Origin of the sequence: Terriglobus sp. 2YAB30_2 (genome assembly GCF_052114765.1) — a bacterium.
Taxonomy (GTDB): Bacteria; Acidobacteriota; Terriglobia; order Terriglobales; family Acidobacteriaceae; genus Terriglobus.
On the sequence record NZ_JBFRFJ010000013.1, the window covers coordinates 100,169 to 116,944 of the forward strand.

General features: G+C 58.0%; 12 protein-coding genes. 9 read left to right on the forward strand and 3 right to left on the reverse strand.

All coding sequences use genetic code 11. The features are described from left to right. Positions 1-64 precede the first annotated feature (64 nt). The 4 genes from AB4Y89_RS18270 (at position 65) to AB4Y89_RS18285 (ending at position 4,438) form a co-directional block, all read left to right on the forward strand. Complete coding sequence (locus AB4Y89_RS18270; protein ID WP_442302373.1) at positions 65-1,117, forward strand: hypothetical protein; 1,053 nt, start codon at positions 65-67, stop codon at positions 1,115-1,117. Positions 1,118-1,228: 111 nt separating this feature from the next. Then, positions 1,229-2,581, forward strand: coding sequence for a hypothetical protein (locus tag AB4Y89_RS18275; RefSeq protein WP_442302374.1), 1,353 nt, complete (start codon positions 1,229-1,231; stop codon positions 2,579-2,581). Between the two features lie 22 nt (positions 2,582-2,603). Next, positions 2,604-3,392, forward strand: a complete 789-nt coding sequence (locus AB4Y89_RS18280; RefSeq protein WP_442302375.1) for a tetratricopeptide repeat protein — start codon at positions 2,604-2,606, stop codon at positions 3,390-3,392. After that, positions 3,389-4,438, forward strand: a complete 1,050-nt coding sequence (locus AB4Y89_RS18285) for a glycosyltransferase (RefSeq protein ID WP_442302376.1) — start codon at positions 3,389-3,391, stop codon at positions 4,436-4,438. Before AB4Y89_RS18280 ends, AB4Y89_RS18285 begins: the two co-directional genes overlap by 4 nt. On the opposite strand, the gene AB4Y89_RS18290 is transcribed toward AB4Y89_RS18285, so the two are convergent. Together AB4Y89_RS18290 and AB4Y89_RS18295 are read right to left on the reverse strand one after the other, a co-directional pair. After that, positions 4,426-6,603 (reverse strand): tetratricopeptide repeat protein, encoded by a 2,178-nt coding sequence (locus AB4Y89_RS18290; protein WP_442302377.1) that lies wholly within the window; start codon positions 6,601-6,603, stop codon positions 4,426-4,428. The two genes, AB4Y89_RS18285 and AB4Y89_RS18290, sit on opposite strands and share 13 nt — an antisense overlap. Positions 6,604-6,696: 93 nt before the next feature. Then, positions 6,697-7,545 (reverse strand): helix-turn-helix domain-containing protein, encoded by an 849-nt coding sequence (locus AB4Y89_RS18295; RefSeq protein WP_442302378.1) that lies wholly within the window; start codon positions 7,543-7,545, stop codon positions 6,697-6,699. Positions 7,546-7,601: 56 nt separating this feature from the next. Between AB4Y89_RS18295 and AB4Y89_RS18300 the strand changes: the two genes are divergently transcribed. From AB4Y89_RS18300 to AB4Y89_RS18315, 4 genes are all read left to right on the forward strand, one after another. Further along, complete coding sequence (locus AB4Y89_RS18300; protein ID WP_442302379.1) at positions 7,602-8,426, forward strand: phytanoyl-CoA dioxygenase family protein; 825 nt, start codon at positions 7,602-7,604, stop codon at positions 8,424-8,426. 81 nt (positions 8,427-8,507) lie between these two features. Then, complete coding sequence (locus AB4Y89_RS18305; protein ID WP_442302380.1) at positions 8,508-9,857, forward strand: MFS transporter; 1,350 nt, start codon at positions 8,508-8,510, stop codon at positions 9,855-9,857. Next, on the forward strand, positions 9,857-12,325 hold the full coding sequence (locus AB4Y89_RS18310) for a glycoside hydrolase family 31 protein (protein ID WP_442302381.1): 2,469 nt from the start codon (positions 9,857-9,859) through the stop codon (positions 12,323-12,325). The genes AB4Y89_RS18305 and AB4Y89_RS18310 overlap by 1 nt, the downstream gene beginning before the upstream one ends. Beyond that, positions 12,310-14,364, forward strand: coding sequence for a hypothetical protein (locus tag AB4Y89_RS18315; protein ID WP_442302382.1), 2,055 nt, complete (start codon positions 12,310-12,312; stop codon positions 14,362-14,364). The genes AB4Y89_RS18310 and AB4Y89_RS18315 overlap by 16 nt, the downstream gene beginning before the upstream one ends. 157 nt (positions 14,365-14,521) lie before the next feature. Here AB4Y89_RS18315 and AB4Y89_RS18320 read toward each other — a convergent pair whose 3' ends face one another. Continuing rightward, the gene (locus AB4Y89_RS18320) at positions 14,522-15,283 is read right to left on the reverse strand and encodes a sugar phosphate isomerase/epimerase family protein (RefSeq protein ID WP_442302383.1); all 762 of its coding nucleotides are present in this window, start codon (positions 15,281-15,283) and stop codon (positions 14,522-14,524) included. Positions 15,284-15,534: 251 nt separating this feature from the next. Between AB4Y89_RS18320 and AB4Y89_RS18325 the strand changes: the two genes are divergently transcribed. Beyond that, positions 15,535-16,776, forward strand: coding sequence for a glycoside hydrolase family 28 protein (locus tag AB4Y89_RS18325; RefSeq protein WP_442302384.1), 1,242 nt, complete (start codon positions 15,535-15,537; stop codon positions 16,774-16,776).

Sequence of the window (16,776 nt, forward strand, 5' to 3'; positions counted from 1 at the left end):
CTACATGGGGTCCATAGTGGGTCAGTTCACCCGCGTTGATTCATAACGTCCGCAAAGGAGCAAGATGGACATCACGCGCCGTAACTTCCTCGTAAGCAGCGGTGCTGCCCTTGCTGCAGGATCACTGTCGCTCCATGCCTCACAGCCGGCACAAAAAGAAGCTGCCCCTCTCACCGGCCGGGCCTCATGGATGCAGGACCAGCGTTACCGCTGGGGAGTGATGACGCACTATCTGTCAGACTGGCAGGCGCGCGATCACAAGCTTGAGATGACCGTCGAGCTCTGGAACAAGCTGGTAAATGGGTTCGATGTAGAGGCGATGGCAAAACGTCTCCATTCCGTCGGCGCGGGACGCTATCAGATCAGCATCGGCCAGAACTCCGGCTACTATCTCTCACCCAACGCAGCCTATGACAGGATTGTGGGTAACAGTCCGAGTAATTGCTCGCATCGCGACCTGGTAGCCGACCTTTATGAGCCGCTCAGCCGGCATGACATCAAATTAATGGTGTACCTGCCTTCCGGTGCACCCGCGCAGGACAAGGCCGCCGTTGCGGCTCTGGAGTGGGCAAACGGGCCACATGCGAACAAGAACTTCCAACGCAAGTGGCAGCAGATTATTGAGGAGTGGTCTCGCCGGTGGGGACAGAAGGTCTCCGGCTGGTGGTTCGATGGTTGCTACTTCCCAAATACGATGTATCGCAGCGCAGACGCACCCAACTTCACCAGCTTCGCAGCAGCCGCCCGGGCCGGAAATGCTGCTTCCTGCGTCTCATTCAATCCCGGCGTGCTCTATCGCTTTCTATCGGTAACTCCTGAAGAAGATTTCACTGCCGGAGAGATCGACAAACCAGAACTTGTCGCCATCCGCCGAGCCGAAAAGGGGCAGGTTGATGGAACACAGCTCCAAATGCTCAGCTTTCTCGGCGAGAAGTGGGGCTCCGGTGCACCCCGCTTCACTTCCGAGCAGGTGGTGGCTTTCACGGGAAATATCCTGAACGCCGGTGGCTCCGTCACCTGGGATGTCCCGGTGGCGCTTGACGGGACCATCCGGGATGTCTTTCTCGATCAACTGATGGCTGTCAACAAAGCATTCCCGAGAGAAGCCAAGGCATAATCAAACTCCGGATCCCAATGCGCTCTGCTGCGGCATCGGGAGAATGTAGCCGGACCTGGGTGATAATGGCTGACGTATTCGATTCCAGGGCCAGAGGCTGCACACCGCACGATGCCTATCGACAAGAGCCAGCGTTCCCCCTCCGGGCCGTTGCAGGCAACTCCGCCCGCCGAGGTTCGTGCCGATGATCGGGACGCAAAGATCTCATCCGTTACCGGCTGGCTGATCTTCGTCATCGTGTGTGCCGGAATCCTGCTTCGCGTTTCTTCTTTTGAGCCTGGGATCGCTCGCAGCCCTGACGAGAGAACCTATACGCGGCAGGCAAACGTCCTGCTGGAACAGGGTTTCTCCGGCCTTCGCATGCTCGGCGGGGAACTCGTTCGCAACCCGATGGAAGTCGGCATGGCTCCATCCCCGGTGCGTGTTGGGTATCTCGGAATCCTCGCGGGATATATGGGCATAACCGGAAACCGCACGGTACTCGCCGGCGCGCAGGTTTCACTCCTCGCGAGTATTGCGACCCTGATCCTCGTAGCCTTCGCTACGTGCCGCAATCTCTCACCCACAGCGGCAGTGATCGCAGTCCTGTTCTATGCCGTTCTTCCATTTGAGTTGATGACCGGGCGGCGAGCCTGGCAGGAAGCCATCATCTCGCTGCTCGCAACCATTTTGCTTGTTTTAGCAGTCGAGCTTCCGAGATTACGTGGCTTGCCGCGCCTGTGTGCGTATGTCGCCTTCATCATCGGCGGCGTACTGTCGCTCACGACCAAGGAGAACATCGGCATCGCCTTCCTGCTCTGCACGATGGGCCTGTTAGGAGCGGCAATTCTACGAAAAGATCGTGCCACGGTTGTTGGCACCGCGGTAAGCTTGGGTGCGGCAATGATGGTCACGGCAGCCATCCTGGCATCCATCTTCGGGGGGCTGGGAAAATATATGGCCCTTCAGCGGATTGCAGAGAACGTCTCCGCCATGAATGTATACGACCAAACCTATAGCGTGGGTCCAGCCTGGATGTTGCCCGCAGCCATCGTTCGAGTTTGCCCCCTGGTGGCTCTCGGCGCACTTGCAGGTATGGTGATCGCGATCTACCGCGCTGTAACGTTCCGAAGCCTGAGCGCGGCAGGTCTGCCATTGGTACTCGCGGGATACTGCATCGTGTTGCTGCTGGCACAGATCGTCTCCGAGCGGATGAACCTGCGGTACACCGCTCCCATCTACTCCGCGCTTTGTACGCTTTCCGGTGCAGGATGCGGCTGGATAACCGTACAGCTCCATCGCATGATGCGACCGCTCGGCAGTCCGCTTGCATGGGGCATCCTAAGTGTCGTCCTCGGAGTAGCAGCATTACGCGACGTAAACTTCGCCCGCGACTCCCTGCTCAATACAGGGATGCAGGACCTCGCGTTGAGACCGGTTCTCGGCGAGCCTCCGGCTCAGCCTGCCGCTTCCAATCCAAGATAAGGATGGCAACGTTCCCTCGGATATGAACACACCCGGCAAATTCGGTTCGTGGAACTCCGAGTGGCTGCGTGCTCTCGCCGTGGCCGCTGTCTTACTCGTATGGCCGGCATACTACCTCACCGGCTATTACCTCTTCCCAGACCGGACACAGGCTTCAACCCAGGAACTCCGTCTCGCGCCAAAGAGTGCTCCCACCGATCCAATGTCTGAATCCGTCGCTGCTCGCATCGACCAGGCCCTTCACCTGATCCAAGCCAATCAGCCCGGTAAGGCGATTCCTCTCCTGGAATCAGTGGTCGCATCAGATCCGCGGAATGCCGTCGCCTGGAACAATCTTTGCGCAGCCAACACGATGCTGATGTCTTACAACATTGCCATCCAGGACTGCGGAAAAGCGCTCGCCATACAACCGGACTTCCAGTTGGCTCGCAATAATCTCGCATGGGCGCAAGGTGAGGTTCGTAAAACGCAAAAGATTCTGGCCGATCAGGAGCAGACCGCGCCTGCCAAAAGAGACTCAGCTTTCTATCTGGAAGAGGGCCTCAATTTGCTCCATCTCGGCGACTACGCTCAGGCCATCGCCGCGTGGCGGCGCGTTCCTCCACATGACACACAGGGTCCACTGGCTGCCAACAATATTGGTACCGCCTACATGTTCCAGCACGACCCGAAGCAGGCGCTGGACTGGTTCAGAAAGGCCTTGCAATTGAATCCCACCCTCGCCCTCGCACAGAACAACATCGCATGGGCAAATGAGGAGATTGCGAAACAACGGCAAACGCCCACACCGAGGAAACCCGAGACCAAATGACCGCGGCCGATCTTACACAGATGGCTGTCCTTGTACCCGCGCGCCGGCTGGAGCCTGGTCTTGCCCCCATGATTCACGAACTCAGCGAAGCGGGGTTTGGGGCGATTATTGTCGTCGATGACGGCATGTCCGCCACGGACCATCCCGCCTTCGCTGCGTTGCAGCAGATCCCTCAGGTTCATCTCCTGCGCCACGCCGTCAATCTTGGCAAAGGACGAGCCCTGAAGACAGGCATCAACTTCTTTCTCGACAAGCTGACCGGCTTCTCAGGCTTGATTACTGCCGATGCAGATGGCCAGCATACGGTAAGCGACATTGTGCGCGTCGCAGAGGCCCTGGGCACTCGTCCGCGAACAGCGGTTTTGGGCTGCCGCGCCTTCGCCGGCGATGTTCCGCTTCGCAGCCGATTAGGCAATAGTTTGACCCGAGTCGTCTTTCATTTTTTCAGCGGGCACAAGGTCACCGATACACAGACCGGACTACGTGCCTTTTCCTCGGCACTGCTGCCCGAGCTTCTGGCTCTTCCAGGGGAGCGTTACGAATACGAGATGACCGTGCTCGCTCACCTGAGCTCAAAAGGTATTTACCCTGTCGAAATCCCGATTCAAACGATCTATATCGACGGGAATCGCTCCTCCAGCTTTCAGCCTCTTCGCGATTCGATGCGCATCTATTTTGTGCTGCTGCGTTTCTTCGCGTCGTCGCTTATCTCCGCGGGTCTCGATCTGGTGTTCTTTACCTTTGCTTTCTGGCTGACACACAACGTGCTCACTGCCATGATCGCCGGACGGCTGAGTTCTCTCGTTAACTTTGCATTGAACCGAAAGCTCGTCTTTCAGAGCCATCGATCAGTCGCCTCGACTCTGTGGCGCTACTACCTTCTGGCGATTCTGCTGGCAGCCATCTCGTATGAAGGCATTCGTGGACTCTCTGAGGGGTTTGGCTGGAACGTCGTCCTCACCAAGATCCTTGTCGAGAGTGTGCTCTTTCTCCTGAGCTTCTCAGCACAGCGGCTGCTTGTCTTCGGAAACGATCAACGCGGCTGAACACTGCGTTGTTGCTGCGCCCAGGCGAGATTGTTCTTTGCCAATTGAAAATCGGGCTTCAGGCTCACTGCCTTCTGCGCAGCTTCAATCGCACGGTCCCAGTCGTGGAGTCCCTCGTACCCTGCCGCGATATTGTTGTACGCTTCCGCATAATCTGGACGTAGCTTGAGCGCCTCGCGCGCATCCTGAATGCTCTTCTGAAAGAGGCCGGCTTGATTGTCATGCAGCGAAAGATTCAGCCAATCCTCAGCCGTCTTGGGAGAAGACGGTGCGACCTGCCGCGTGTAGGCCTCTAGATTATTCTTCGCCACGGCGAACGAAGGATCGATGCGCAAGGCTTCACGCTCATTCTGAATAGCGAGATCCCATTGCTGTAGCGCAGCATAGGCTGCGCCGATATTGTTATACGCCGGCGCCGTATTAGGTTGGATGTCCAACGCCTTCTGGGCATCTGCAATGCATGCCGCGTAATTACCGCTTCGATACTGATAGAGCGATGCATCCACCCAGTAGTTCACCGTATTGCCGGTCGCCTGTGCAACCGTGAGCAGCGACTGCGCAGCCTGCCTGGATGGATTCAAGCGCGTTGCGGTCTCCAATTCGCGGACGGCAGACGGCAGATCTCCACTCTGATAGAGCCAGCGCCCATAGAAATAATGAGACTCATCGCTACCGGGGGCCAATTGAATCGCTCGTTGAAAATGCTGCGCCGCTTCTTTCGCCTGGAACATGACGCCATAGAGTACGCCCAGGTTGATCTCCAGCGTCGAGTAATCAGGCGTATAGAGCAACGCTCGCTGAAACGAATCCAGGGCCTCGGGATAGGCGCCCTTGGCCATCTGCGTAAGCCCATAGTTCATCAGCCCGCGGCCATTGTGAGGACTCTTCGCAACATCATCTTTCCAGAGAGACTCATCGGTACGCCAGACCCTGTTCCGTTGATATGTTCCGAATGCATACGCCGCCAGCAGCACCAGGACACCGGCAAACGCAACGTGACGGGTGGCCTGAAGCTGCGACATACGTTGCAGCTGAGACTCAAATGCCAGCCAGAGCGACCAGACAACGGCAAACACCAGTCCCACAAAGGGGAAGTACATCCGATGGTCATTCTCCACCTCTGACAGGACATAGAACGAGGTGGGCACGGAGGTGATCAGGAACCAGAAAAGTCCAAACGCAATCGGCCGTGTCGATTCTTTTCGCGCAGCAAGCCAACCGGCAATAAAAATCGCGATGACAAACAGAAAGCCAGCCTGGGCAGCCGCATTAAAGGTATGAAAAGCCGTCAGATCGGTATCGACATTCAGATGAAGCGGTAGAAAGAGCGAACCGAAATAACGCAGCAGTACGAACGGCTGCGTCATCCGGTAGTCGGCTGCCGACAGGATCGAAGGTGCATAGCTCTTCGGTGTCATCAACGACTCGAAGATCAGAAGCACGATACAGACCGCCAGCGATGGAAGAGCGGCCAGGAAAGAGCGATACAACCTGCGTTCGCGGGCTGGCTCGAAGAATGCTACATAGAGCCATAGCAGAAACGGAAAGACAACGGCCGGTGGCTTACTGAGAAGTCCGATGGCGAACGGGAGCAGATACAGCCCGCGCCTGCGGATCCTTGGAAAACGAGCATAGAGGGCAAGTGCCGCCACAACTCCGGCAGTGCTGAAGACATCGCCCCGCTGAATGATGTAGTTAACAGTCTCCGCAATCGCGGGATGAAGTCCATACCAGGCTACCGCCAGAAGGGATGCGATCCGGTTGCCGGTCTCATACTCCGCCGCAGGCCGGATCCGCCTTAGTACGGCTACATAGAACAGATACATTCCCGTAAGCTGCAGCAGGAAGACGATAAAGGTAGAGAAGTGGAACCAGAAGGGCACATACCCGCGGCCAAGCGCGTAGTCCAAAGCCAGCGATGCCGAAACAAACGGGCGGTAGGTACGGTTTGCCGGCAATACGCTAAACGTGGTTGCATCGCTGAAGAAACGGGGCAGATTGGTAAGACTGCGGACAGAGGGATTATCGACAACGGCGTGAGCGTCGTCGAAGTGGAAGCCGTTGTGAAAGTGGTTCGCGTAGGTCGCGGTCACCACAGCCAGTAGGGCAACCAGCAAAAGCCTATGCGTCAAGCGGGACAAGGTTGAGCCGGAGTTCTCTGCCATTGCAAGGTCGGTTCAGACAGCACCATTGTGCCAGCTTGGCCATCACGATGAACAGTGCAATGCCGTCAGGAACCGTTGGCTACCTGCCGTCTGTCAGCTCGCATCACCACGGCGATATTCTCCTGGAGCGCACCCCATGATTCGCCGGAAGACGCGATGAAACTGGGGATAGCTACCGAACCCAGCCTCCAGGGCGGCGTCGAGCATCGTCTGCCGTTGCCCGTTACCATAGATATCCAGAAAACGATCGATCCTCTGACGATTGCGGAAATCAACCATCGCAAAGCCGGTTTGCTGCTTAAACAAGCGGCTGAGCCGTGCCGCCGAAAGTCCAGACCGCCGCGCCAATTCATCGAGGTTCAACGTATTGTCCTCGTCGCGCAGCAGGCGGGCGGCCCGCTCCACAGCGGGATGCACGTCACGTACCGGCACCGTGCCCGCCCGCTCAAAACACTGCCAGCCGTAAAGCAACAGATAGCTGAGGCCGGCATTCAGAAATCCGGGCTGCTTTGCTCCTGCCAGCAGATCGGCGCAATGGGCCTCCATACGCGACAATTCCTGCGATGTCAGACGGCGGCAGCACTCGCCCTCGCGGGTGAGTTTCAGCAACGGGGCACTGAACTCGTCGATTGCGAAACGCTTGACGGCGCGCCGCTTGAAGACAGCAATCCACATCTCAAAATCTGCCGACTCTTCAAAGAGCACATGCTCCTGCGTCGGGAACAGCCAGATCAGATCGCCGCTCCGAATCTGATATTTCCGGCTCCCCAGAAGATAACTGCCCGTTCCCCGGGTGACGATGTTGAGCTCCAGCTCGGCATGGTGGTGCCGCCGGTTAGTCCAGCCCAGGTTGTGGTACAGCCAGACGTTTCCATCGAATTCCGGACGAATTTGCAGGCGCTCGCGCATGACAGTGATCGCTACGACAAAATACGATAACAACTAATTTCAAAAATGAGAAGCCAAAGGTAATCTCTACTACGTAGATTGCAATGCGTATGGCGATCATTACGGAACAACAACGCGAACTGTACCGCACAGAAGGCTACATGATCCTGCCCGGAGTCATTCCTCCGGAGATGCTGAGCATGTTGCGTGAGGAGTGCTCTTACTACCTCGGTTACTACGATTCCATGATGGACGCCAAGGGCGTTCAGACGGAAAACATCAGCCACCGCGGCAAGAGATACTTCATCAATAACCGCTACCGTCTCAGCTCCCGCCTGTGGCGTTTCGTCTTCAGCGATCTGATGGCACAAGTGGCAGCGGCCACGGTCGGTCCTGACGCCTATCTCTTCCACGAACAATGGGTGGTAAAGGGCGCCGAACAGGGTATGAAGTTCGCCTGGCACCAGGACTCCGGCTACGTGAAGTGGTACAACCCGACGACCCAGCACAAGCCCTACGTGACCTGCTGGTGCACGCTGGACGACGTCAGCGAAGAAAACGGCACCGTCTACCTGCTGCCCCACTCGCGTGGCGGAACCCAGCACAGCATCATCGACCACACCAAAGAAGACGGCACCAACGACCTGATCGGCTATACCGGCAACGACCCCGGTGATGCAGTCATCGTGCCCGCCGGAAGCATCGTCGCCTTCGACAGCTACGTCTTCCATCGCAGCGGGCCGAACAGGACGAACAACATGCGGCGGATCTATCTGCCGCAGTACAGCGCAACACCGATCGACCGTCCGGACGGTAAGCCCTGGGCCATGGCCACTCCATTTCTGAAGGATGGCAAAAACATCTACGACCACGCGGACGATACCCCGGAACAATACGGCCCCTTCCCCGAATCGTCGAAGGAAAAGGTAGCTTAGTCTTCGGCATAAAGGGCCGCTGGCGAATCTCCGTCAGCGGCCTTTATGCTTTGTAGCCGCTAGAAGAAAAGGGAGAAGGGTGTGCTGAAGACACGTCTAAGTTATGCTGCCAGCGAAGTCGCGGGCCAGCTCATCTTTTGCGTCGTCTCGTTTTACCTGCTGAAGTTCTATACCGATGTGTACGGCATCTCCGCGGCTGCGGCGGGAACCATTCTGCTGGCAACCCGATGCCTGGACGCGGTGGACGCGCCGCTGTGGGGCATCCTCTTTGACCGAACCCATAGTCCGCTTGGAAAGAGCAGGCCGTGGTTCCTATGGCTGTGTGGGCCGTTCGCCATCTTTGGCGTGCTTACCTTCCTCACGCCGCATCTCAGCGGAACGGCGAAGGTTCTCTACGCGGGTGTTACCTATGCCATCTGCAGCATCCTGTACACGGGTATTAATACGCCGGTCACATCGATCCTCTCCGGGCTGACTTCGGAATCCCGCGAGCGGGTCACGCTTACCACCTTCCGCATGTTCGGCTCAAAGCTCGCTGTCCTGTTCGTGAATCTGACCGTCCTGCGCCTGGTGGATCGGGCTGGAGGCGGTAATGACCGTAAGGGATTTTTGATTGTCATGTCCCTCTACGCCATCGGCTCCGTGCTACTTTATCTGACCGCATTTCGGAATCTGCGGGAGACCGTCGTAGAAGAACACAGGAAGATCGCCCTGCGCGAAAGCCTGCGCGCGATCCGTGGCAACCATCCATGGCTGATCACCTTCGCAAGTGGCCTCTTCTTCTGGATCGCCTTCATCGCCCGCATCTCGGCCGCGCCATACTTCTTTGAATACACGCTGCATCGCCGCGACCTCATCTCCGTCGCCAACAGTTTGGACTTTGTCTCTCTGGGAACAGTCTTCCTGCTTCCATGGCTCTGCCGCAAAACATCGAAACGCAACTTGTGGGCCGCAGGGCTGCTTGGCTGCGTCGCAGGACAACTCCTGCTTGCAGCCGGAGCACACGCACATTCCGTACCCCTCATATTGACCGGCTGGGGGCTTGGTTTCTTTGCCAGCGGCGCGGCGATGGCGATGCCCTTCACCATTCTTTCCGACAGTGTTGATTACGGCGAATGGAGGTGCGGCATTCGGGCAACCGGCTTTCTTACAGCTATCGGCTTCTCTTTCTGCCTGAAGGCGGGTAGCGGTCTTGGTGGTGCAATTCCCGCGTGGATTCTGGACCGTTATCACTACATCCCGCACGCCCAGCAGACGGCAGCGTCTTTGCACGGCATCAGCCTCAGCTTTGTATGGCTGCCGGCAATAGCCTATGCCCTGGCGACCATTCCGGTTCTCTTCTACCAGCGGTATGAGCGGCTGGAACCGCAGATCCGCAAAGATCTTGAGCTGCGCCGCGCCGCGGCCGTAGCCATGAGTGCGGGTATCTGATGTTTCAGTTTGAACGCCATTACGGCGATGCCATCTTCGTCTCGGGCACACACCGCCTTCGTCTGCGCTTCCCGACCGAAGCCACGGTCCGCGTCACGTACACGGAAGACAGCGCCTTTGCCGAGCGCACCTCCGCCATCGTCATAGCCCGCGAAGATGTGTCTTTCAACATTGCGGAGGAGCAGGAGCTCTATCGTCTCTCCACAAACGCGATCGAGGTCTTGATCGCGAAAGCGAGCGGAGCTCTAACAGTAGCGGATTCCCGGGGCAAAGTTCTTCTCAAAGAGCCTGGCCGGGGCGGCAAGTGGCTGACGCGCAAAAAGGTCTATCGCAGTTTCTTCTCCGCGACACAATCAATCGCCACTGACCAAAGCATCGACGGCGCGCGTGCAGCAGCGGAATCCTTCGAGACCCTCTTCGACCGCGAAGCCTTTGAGGCCAAGCTGGAGTTCTCCTTCGCCGACGACGAAGCGCTGTACGGTCTGGGATCGCACGAAGAAGGATACGGCAATCTTCGCGGCCGTTACCGCGAGCTGTATCAGCAGAATATGAAGGCGGTCGTCCCGGTACTGATCTCATCGCGGGGATACGGAGTCCTGCTCGACTGCGAATCGCTGATGACCTTCCACGACGATGCCCTGGGCTCTTACTGGTGGGCGGAGACCGTCGCAGAACTGGACTACTACATCTTCAGCGGAGACACCCTCGAAAAGCTCTATGGGCAGTACTACGCCCTAACCGGCCAGCCCACAATGCTGCCAAAGTGGGCTCTGGGATACGTGCAGTCTAAGGAACGCTACGTTAATGCCGAAGAACTCCTCGATGTCGCCGGAGAATACCGCAGACGCGAGATTCCTCTCGACTGTATCGTGCTGGACTGGAAGAGCTGGCCCAACGGCTCCGGTTGGGGCCAGAAGAGCTTTGACCCAATTCGTTTCCCTGATCCATCCGGCATGACCAAGGCGCTGCACGACATGGATGTGCGACTGATGGCCTCCATCTGGCCCATCATGACCGGCGGATGCGATAACCAGATCGAGTTACAGCAGAATGGCCAGGTGCTCGGCAATCAATCGACCTACAACGCTTTCGACGACGAGGCACGAGCCACCTACTGGCGGCAGGCCAAACGTGGACTCTTCGATCATGGCGTCGATGCATGGTGGTGCGACTGTACCGAACCCTTTGAAGCGGACTGGGCAGGCGCTGTAAAACCCGAACCGCATACCCGACTGCGCATCAATACTGATGCCGCAAAGAAATACATCGACGAAGCCCGCATCAATAGCTTTTCTCTTCTGCACTCGCAAGGCATCTACGATGGCCAGCGCAATGCCACGGAAGATCGCCGCGTACTCAACCTCACGCGGTCATCCTACGCCGGCCAGCATCGCTATGGCACCGTCACCTGGAACGGCGATATCTGCGGCACCTGGGAGACGCTACGGCGGTGTATCCCTGAAGGCGTGAACTTCTGCGCGACCGGCGAGCCCTTCTGGACGACTGACGTTGGAGGGTTCTTTGTCGCCAACGATCCCACTCTCTGGTTCTGGCGAGGCGATTACAACGACGGCTGCCGTGGCCTCACTCCCATGGATACTCTGCAGCCTGACGTCGCTGACACCGGCTGCCGCGATAAGGGGTTCTGGGAGCTCTACGTTCGCTGGATGCAGTATGTCTGTTTCCTTCCAATGATGCGTTCTCATGGCACCGATGCCGCGCGTGAGATCTGGCGTTTCGGCGAACCGGGCGAACCTTTCTATGACGCGCTGGCAGCGATCATCCAGCTGCGCTCTCGCCTTGTACCCCATCTCTATTCCCTGATGGCTGCCGTCTGCCGCACCGGTGCACCGATGCTTCGCCCGCTTGCATTGGAGTTCCCCGATGATCCTATTACTCGACAGGTGGACGATACCTTCCTTCTGGGAGATTGCCTTCTCGTTGCTCCGGTAACTGAGCCGATGTACTACGACCGTTCATCGCGGCCACTTGAAGGACGCCGGCATACCCGCCGGGTCTATCTGCCCGCACCGTCCGATTGGTTCGACTTCTGGACAGGCATGCCCTACGCGGGTGGAATGTGGGTCAACGCTGATGCACCGCTTGAGACGATTCCAGTCTTTGTCCGTTCCGGCTCCATCCTTGTGCTGGGTCCGGTACGGCAGTTCGTCGGCCAGTTCTCTGATGCGCCATACACCGTCCATGTCTATCCCGGCGCCGATGGAACCTTCACGCTCTATGAAGATGCAGGCGATGGCTACGCCTACGAGCGCGGCGAGTATGCCCTCACCCGCCTCCGCTGGGATCAGTCGCAACAACAATTGACCATTTTGCCTCGCCAGGGAAGCTTCCCCACGATGACTGCTTCCCGCGAGTTGACGATTCATATCTACACCGATGCGGGTATGAAAACAGAAACAGTGCGCTACGACGGCGCAGAGGTCCACATACGATGCACCGAACCATAACCGCCATCACCTTGTTGCTGACCGCAGGCGCCCCGATGGCCCTGGCTCAAAAGCTGGCTCCCGATGCCGTCATTCTCTCCGTCGCGCCGAACGGCAACGACAGCAATGACGGCTCAGCCGGCAAGCCGTTCCGTACCTTCGAACGCGCAGAGGCAGCCGTACGCGAGATCAACCTCCAACACGATGTCGTGGTGGAACTAAGCGATGGGATGTACCGCATCACCCAGCCGCTGGTCTTCCATGCCGCGGATGGCGGGCAGAATGACCATCAGGTAGTGTGGCGTGCATCGAAAGATGCAAAGCCTGTGATCTCCGGCGGCATCGCAGTTACCGGATGGAAGGTCTTCGACCTCGCCAAAAACATCTGGGTTGCGGACGTACCCGTGGGAACCGACAGCAGCGATCTATGGGTCGATGGCCATCTGGCGCCCCGCGCACGCGTCGAACTTCCAAGAGCCGATGTCACGTTTACGCGCGAAGGGCTGACGCTACGCGACGCCAAATACAACTATCTGGCCGCTCTTCCCGACCCATCCCGCATTCTCGTCAGCGGTACCGGCTTCTTCACCGAACGCTTCTCTCCGGTTGCACGCATTGACGGGATGAAGATCGTCATGCAGCAGCCTGCGTGGGACAACAACCTATGGGGATACGACAGCCTTGCCTTCCCCTACCATCCGGAACTTGCGCATCTCTATCTCAGCAATGCATTCGCCTTTCTCTCCGAGCCTGGGCAGTGGGACGTCGATCCACGTCGAGGCAAGCTGTATCTCAAGCCCGCAGCCGGCGTCGACGTCGCTAAGGCCGATGTCGAACTTCCCCTGGTGACAGTCCTGCTCTCCATCAGCGGCAGCTATGACACACCGGTCAGGAATCTGAGCTTCCGCGGCATTCGTTTCTCGCACACTACCTGGATGGGTCCCTCTTCTTCCGAGGGCTATGCCAGCCAGCAGAGCGGTTCGTACCTGACGGGCCGCGCCATCGCCTATCCTGCCGATCCGCTCAGCACCTGCAGATTCGGCTGCACCGAGTTCGAGAGCGTACGCAACGAATGGCAGCAGATGCCGGCAAGCGTGCAGGTCTCTGCAGCAGAACGCATCACCTTCGATGGCAATGTCTTCGCGCATCTCGGCCAATACGCCCTTGGCATCGGTAACGACGCCGACGCCATGCTGAGCGGCATTGGCCTAGGAACCGGCGATGTTACGGTGACCGCAAATGTCTTCACCGACCTTGGCGGAGGCGCCATTCTTGCCGGTGGCGTTCGCCGCGACGCTCACCATCCTCGGCGCCCGGAGATGGTGAACCGCCAGCTCATCATCCGCAACAATCGCATCCGTCTGGTCAGCAAGACCTTCCGCGACAACAGTGCGATTCTCAGCACCTACATCACACAGGCCATCATTCTGCACAACGACATCTCCGAGGTGCCCTACGATGCCATCGACATCGGCTACGGCTGGGGGATGCACGATGCCGGCGGAAACCCCAACTACCGCGTGCGGATGCACGGCTATGACTGGAAGGCCAATCTCGTCTACGCTACGCCAACCACGCATCGTGACACCGTCGTCGCCGGCAACCGTGTCCACGGAGCCAAGCGCTTCTTCCACGACGGGGGAGCCATCTATAACCTCTCCGCCAGCCCTGGTACGCTGATCACCGAAAACTACATCTTCGACAACAGCAAGATGATCGGTCTCTATCTCGATGAGGGTTCTCGCTACATTACGGTTCGCCGGAACGTCGTGCAGGACCCCGACAGCGAATGGCTGAACATCAACACTGTTAGAGCCGCCTACCCGCTCCGCATCTCACCCGACAACACTGCCGACTCCAACTGGCACGACGGCACCAAGATCGGCGGCATGTGGACCAACTATCAGAACGACCTGATTCTCAACGACCATCTGATCACCAACGGCCAGTGGCCCGAGGAGGCGCAGGAGGTCATGAAACAGGCAGGCATCGAGCCTGAAGCCGGTCCAGTCGCCTATGGCGATGCACAACCCGGAGCCGGCGAACCTGCCAAACCATAGAGCATTTCCCTGTAGGTGTAGGGTAGGGCTTCCGCATCTATGGGCGTTTTCCGCAATGAAAACGCCGCTGCACGCCCTTTTGGGATACCCAGCAACAGAGAAATGCTCTAGTCCGCTAGACGGAACCATGCACTCCGGATTGCACATCCCGGGCCGTTTACTTCGCGGACTTTGCCGCCTCGGCAAAGCACTGCTGAGCGATCGTGCGCAGCAGCAACGATTGCTGCCAGCGGTCGCTCTCTTCCTTTCCCTGGAAGGTCCGTGCGTAGTAGATGTCGGGAGCGAGCAGCTCCGGCGTAAACGTGAAGAACTCCTGCTTCACCGTCTCTGCCCGCAGGTAGCGGGCAAAGACGTGTGTCCACAACGCCTTGAAGTGGTCGATGTATGGATGCTCCGCTGGGTCTCCCGAGCCGAGACCGACCTGGATCGATCCTGGATTGCCGATCCGTCCATGCATGAACCGCACACACTCCAGCAATGGTTTGATGAACGCAAACTTGGTCTCGAAGCCTCCGTAGACCATCTCCTGTCCGGTGTACCAGTGCGAGAAGTCTCCGTTGAACTCCAGGGCGGGAAACCGCCGGTGAAAGCTCACTGCACGCCACATGTCCTGAAAAAGCGTAGCCCGATGTGTCTCCACATACATCGGAACGGCATGTTTCGCCGAAGCGTTCAGTACGGCCTCAATCAATCGCACCGCCTGATCGTCGTCTTCCAGACCCCAGCCCACGTGCAGCGTCAGGCACTCCAGCCCCATCAGATGGGCCTCCTGCGCAACACGGACAGCATCCTCAGGCACGTTCACCCGCGCCGCGGCACAGACTCCAAGCCCTTGCTTCAAAGCTTCTTCGAGATCATGCGGTTCCGGCGAGATATGGAACTGGACGCCGTCGTACCCGGCCTCGCGGATCGCCGCCATCGCGCCGTCGGGAAAAGGTCCCAGACCGACAAGAGCCAGAGTATTGAAGTAGCAACGAAGAGTACGTTTCTGGGAACGAATGACAGCACCTCAAGCCAGATAAAGGTCAGAACACAAACACGCGAATACAAGTTTCGCGTGAAACTCCTTATACTTGTTTTCCCGCAACTTTGTCTGAAAACCTATTTTCGAATATGAAAATCACATCACGATCTGAACTCCCCGATTTCAACGCACGAAAGATCTTATCGATGGTATTTCAATTAGTTGCGGCTACAGCAATCCTCTGTACAGCGACAGCCTTTGCTTCCACTACCTGTGATGCCCGCCAGATGGGCGCCAGGGCCGACGGCGCGACCAAAGATACCGCCGCGATCCAGAAAGCGATCGACACCTGCGCCTCCAAAGGTGGAGGAATCGTGATCCTGCAGGGAGGCACCTTTCTCTCCGGCCCGCTCGATCTGAAGAGCCATGTGGCCCTCTCTGTCGCGAAAGACACCCTGCTCAAGGCCAGCGAAGAGGTCGACGATTTCCCCATCCGTGAAGATGCCAAATGGCGCCGCATGGCGCTGATTCATGCCGATCAGGCAGAAGATATCGCCATTACCGGCGAAGGCACCATCGATGGCAGCGGCCAGGGCTGGTGGACCCGCCACCTGAATCGTCCCAAGGGCTCGCCCGAGCCACCGCGGCCCATGATCGTCGATATTACCCGGTCTAAAAAAATCCACATCGAGGGCGTAACCATCCAGAACGCTCCGATGTACAACATCCTGACCAATCTCTGTGACGGACTCACGGTGCGGAATGTTCGCATCCTGAATCCCGGCCGTAAGGCGCCGAATACCGATGGCATCGATCCGCTCTCAACCTCTCACGTCCTGATTGAGCATGCCTACATCGACACTGGCGACGACAACGTCGCCATCAAGAGCGGACTGGTTGAGCGTGGAGAACCCATCGTTCCCAGCCGCGACATCACGATCCGGGATTGCGAGTTTGTTCATGGACACGGTCTCTCCATCGGCAGCGAGCTTGCCGGCGGCGTGCAGCATGTCCGGGTCGAACGCGTCAGCTTTAAGGGCTCAGACCAGGGCATCCGGATCAAGAGCGCACGCGGGCGCGGAAATGACATCGGCGACTTCCACTACAAGGACATCACCATGGAAGATGTCCGTACCGCGATCCAGATCACGGGCTATTACACCGGTTACAAAGCCGACGATCCTGGCGAGCCCGTCACCGAGCACACACCCCGCTTCCACGACATCTACCTCGAAAATGTAACCGCGAAGAATTCGCAGACGGCCGTGCAGATCCAGGGACTACCCGAGGCCCCGATCCGGAATCTGCAGCTCAAGAACGTCCACCTACAGGCAAAAAAGGCAGGCGTTACCCAGTTCGCGCAGGGAAAAGCCGAGGGATTCACCATCCAGGCTGAAGACAAGGTGGTTCGAGGCAAAGGACTCGCAGTGGAAGGGTGGACGGAGTGA

Bases quoted from the DNA above. Each gene is read 5' to 3' on its own strand.
- AB4Y89_RS18270 (WP_442302373.1), top strand. From the start codon at position 65: ATGGACATCACGCGCCGTAACTTCCTCGTAAGCAGCGGTGCTGCCCTT.
- AB4Y89_RS18275 (WP_442302374.1), top strand. From the start codon at position 1,229: ATGCCTATCGACAAGAGCCAGCGTTCCCCCTCCGGGCCGTTGCAGGCA.
- AB4Y89_RS18280 (WP_442302375.1), top strand. From the start codon at position 2,604: ATGAACACACCCGGCAAATTCGGTTCGTGGAACTCCGAGTGGCTGCGT.
- AB4Y89_RS18285 (WP_442302376.1), top strand. From the start codon at position 3,389: ATGACCGCGGCCGATCTTACACAGATGGCTGTCCTTGTACCCGCGCGC.
- AB4Y89_RS18290 (WP_442302377.1), bottom strand. From the start codon at position 6,603: ATGGCAGAGAACTCCGGCTCAACCTTGTCCCGCTTGACGCATAGGCTT.
- AB4Y89_RS18300 (WP_442302379.1), top strand. From the start codon at position 7,602: ATGGCGATCATTACGGAACAACAACGCGAACTGTACCGCACAGAAGGC.
- AB4Y89_RS18310 (WP_442302381.1), top strand. From the start codon at position 9,857: ATGTTTCAGTTTGAACGCCATTACGGCGATGCCATCTTCGTCTCGGGC.
- AB4Y89_RS18315 (WP_442302382.1), top strand. From the start codon at position 12,310: ATGCACCGAACCATAACCGCCATCACCTTGTTGCTGACCGCAGGCGCC.
- AB4Y89_RS18320 (WP_442302383.1), bottom strand. From the start codon at position 15,283: ATGGCGGCGATCCGCGAGGCCGGGTACGACGGCGTCCAGTTCCATATC.
- AB4Y89_RS18325 (WP_442302384.1), top strand. From the start codon at position 15,535: ATGGTATTTCAATTAGTTGCGGCTACAGCAATCCTCTGTACAGCGACA.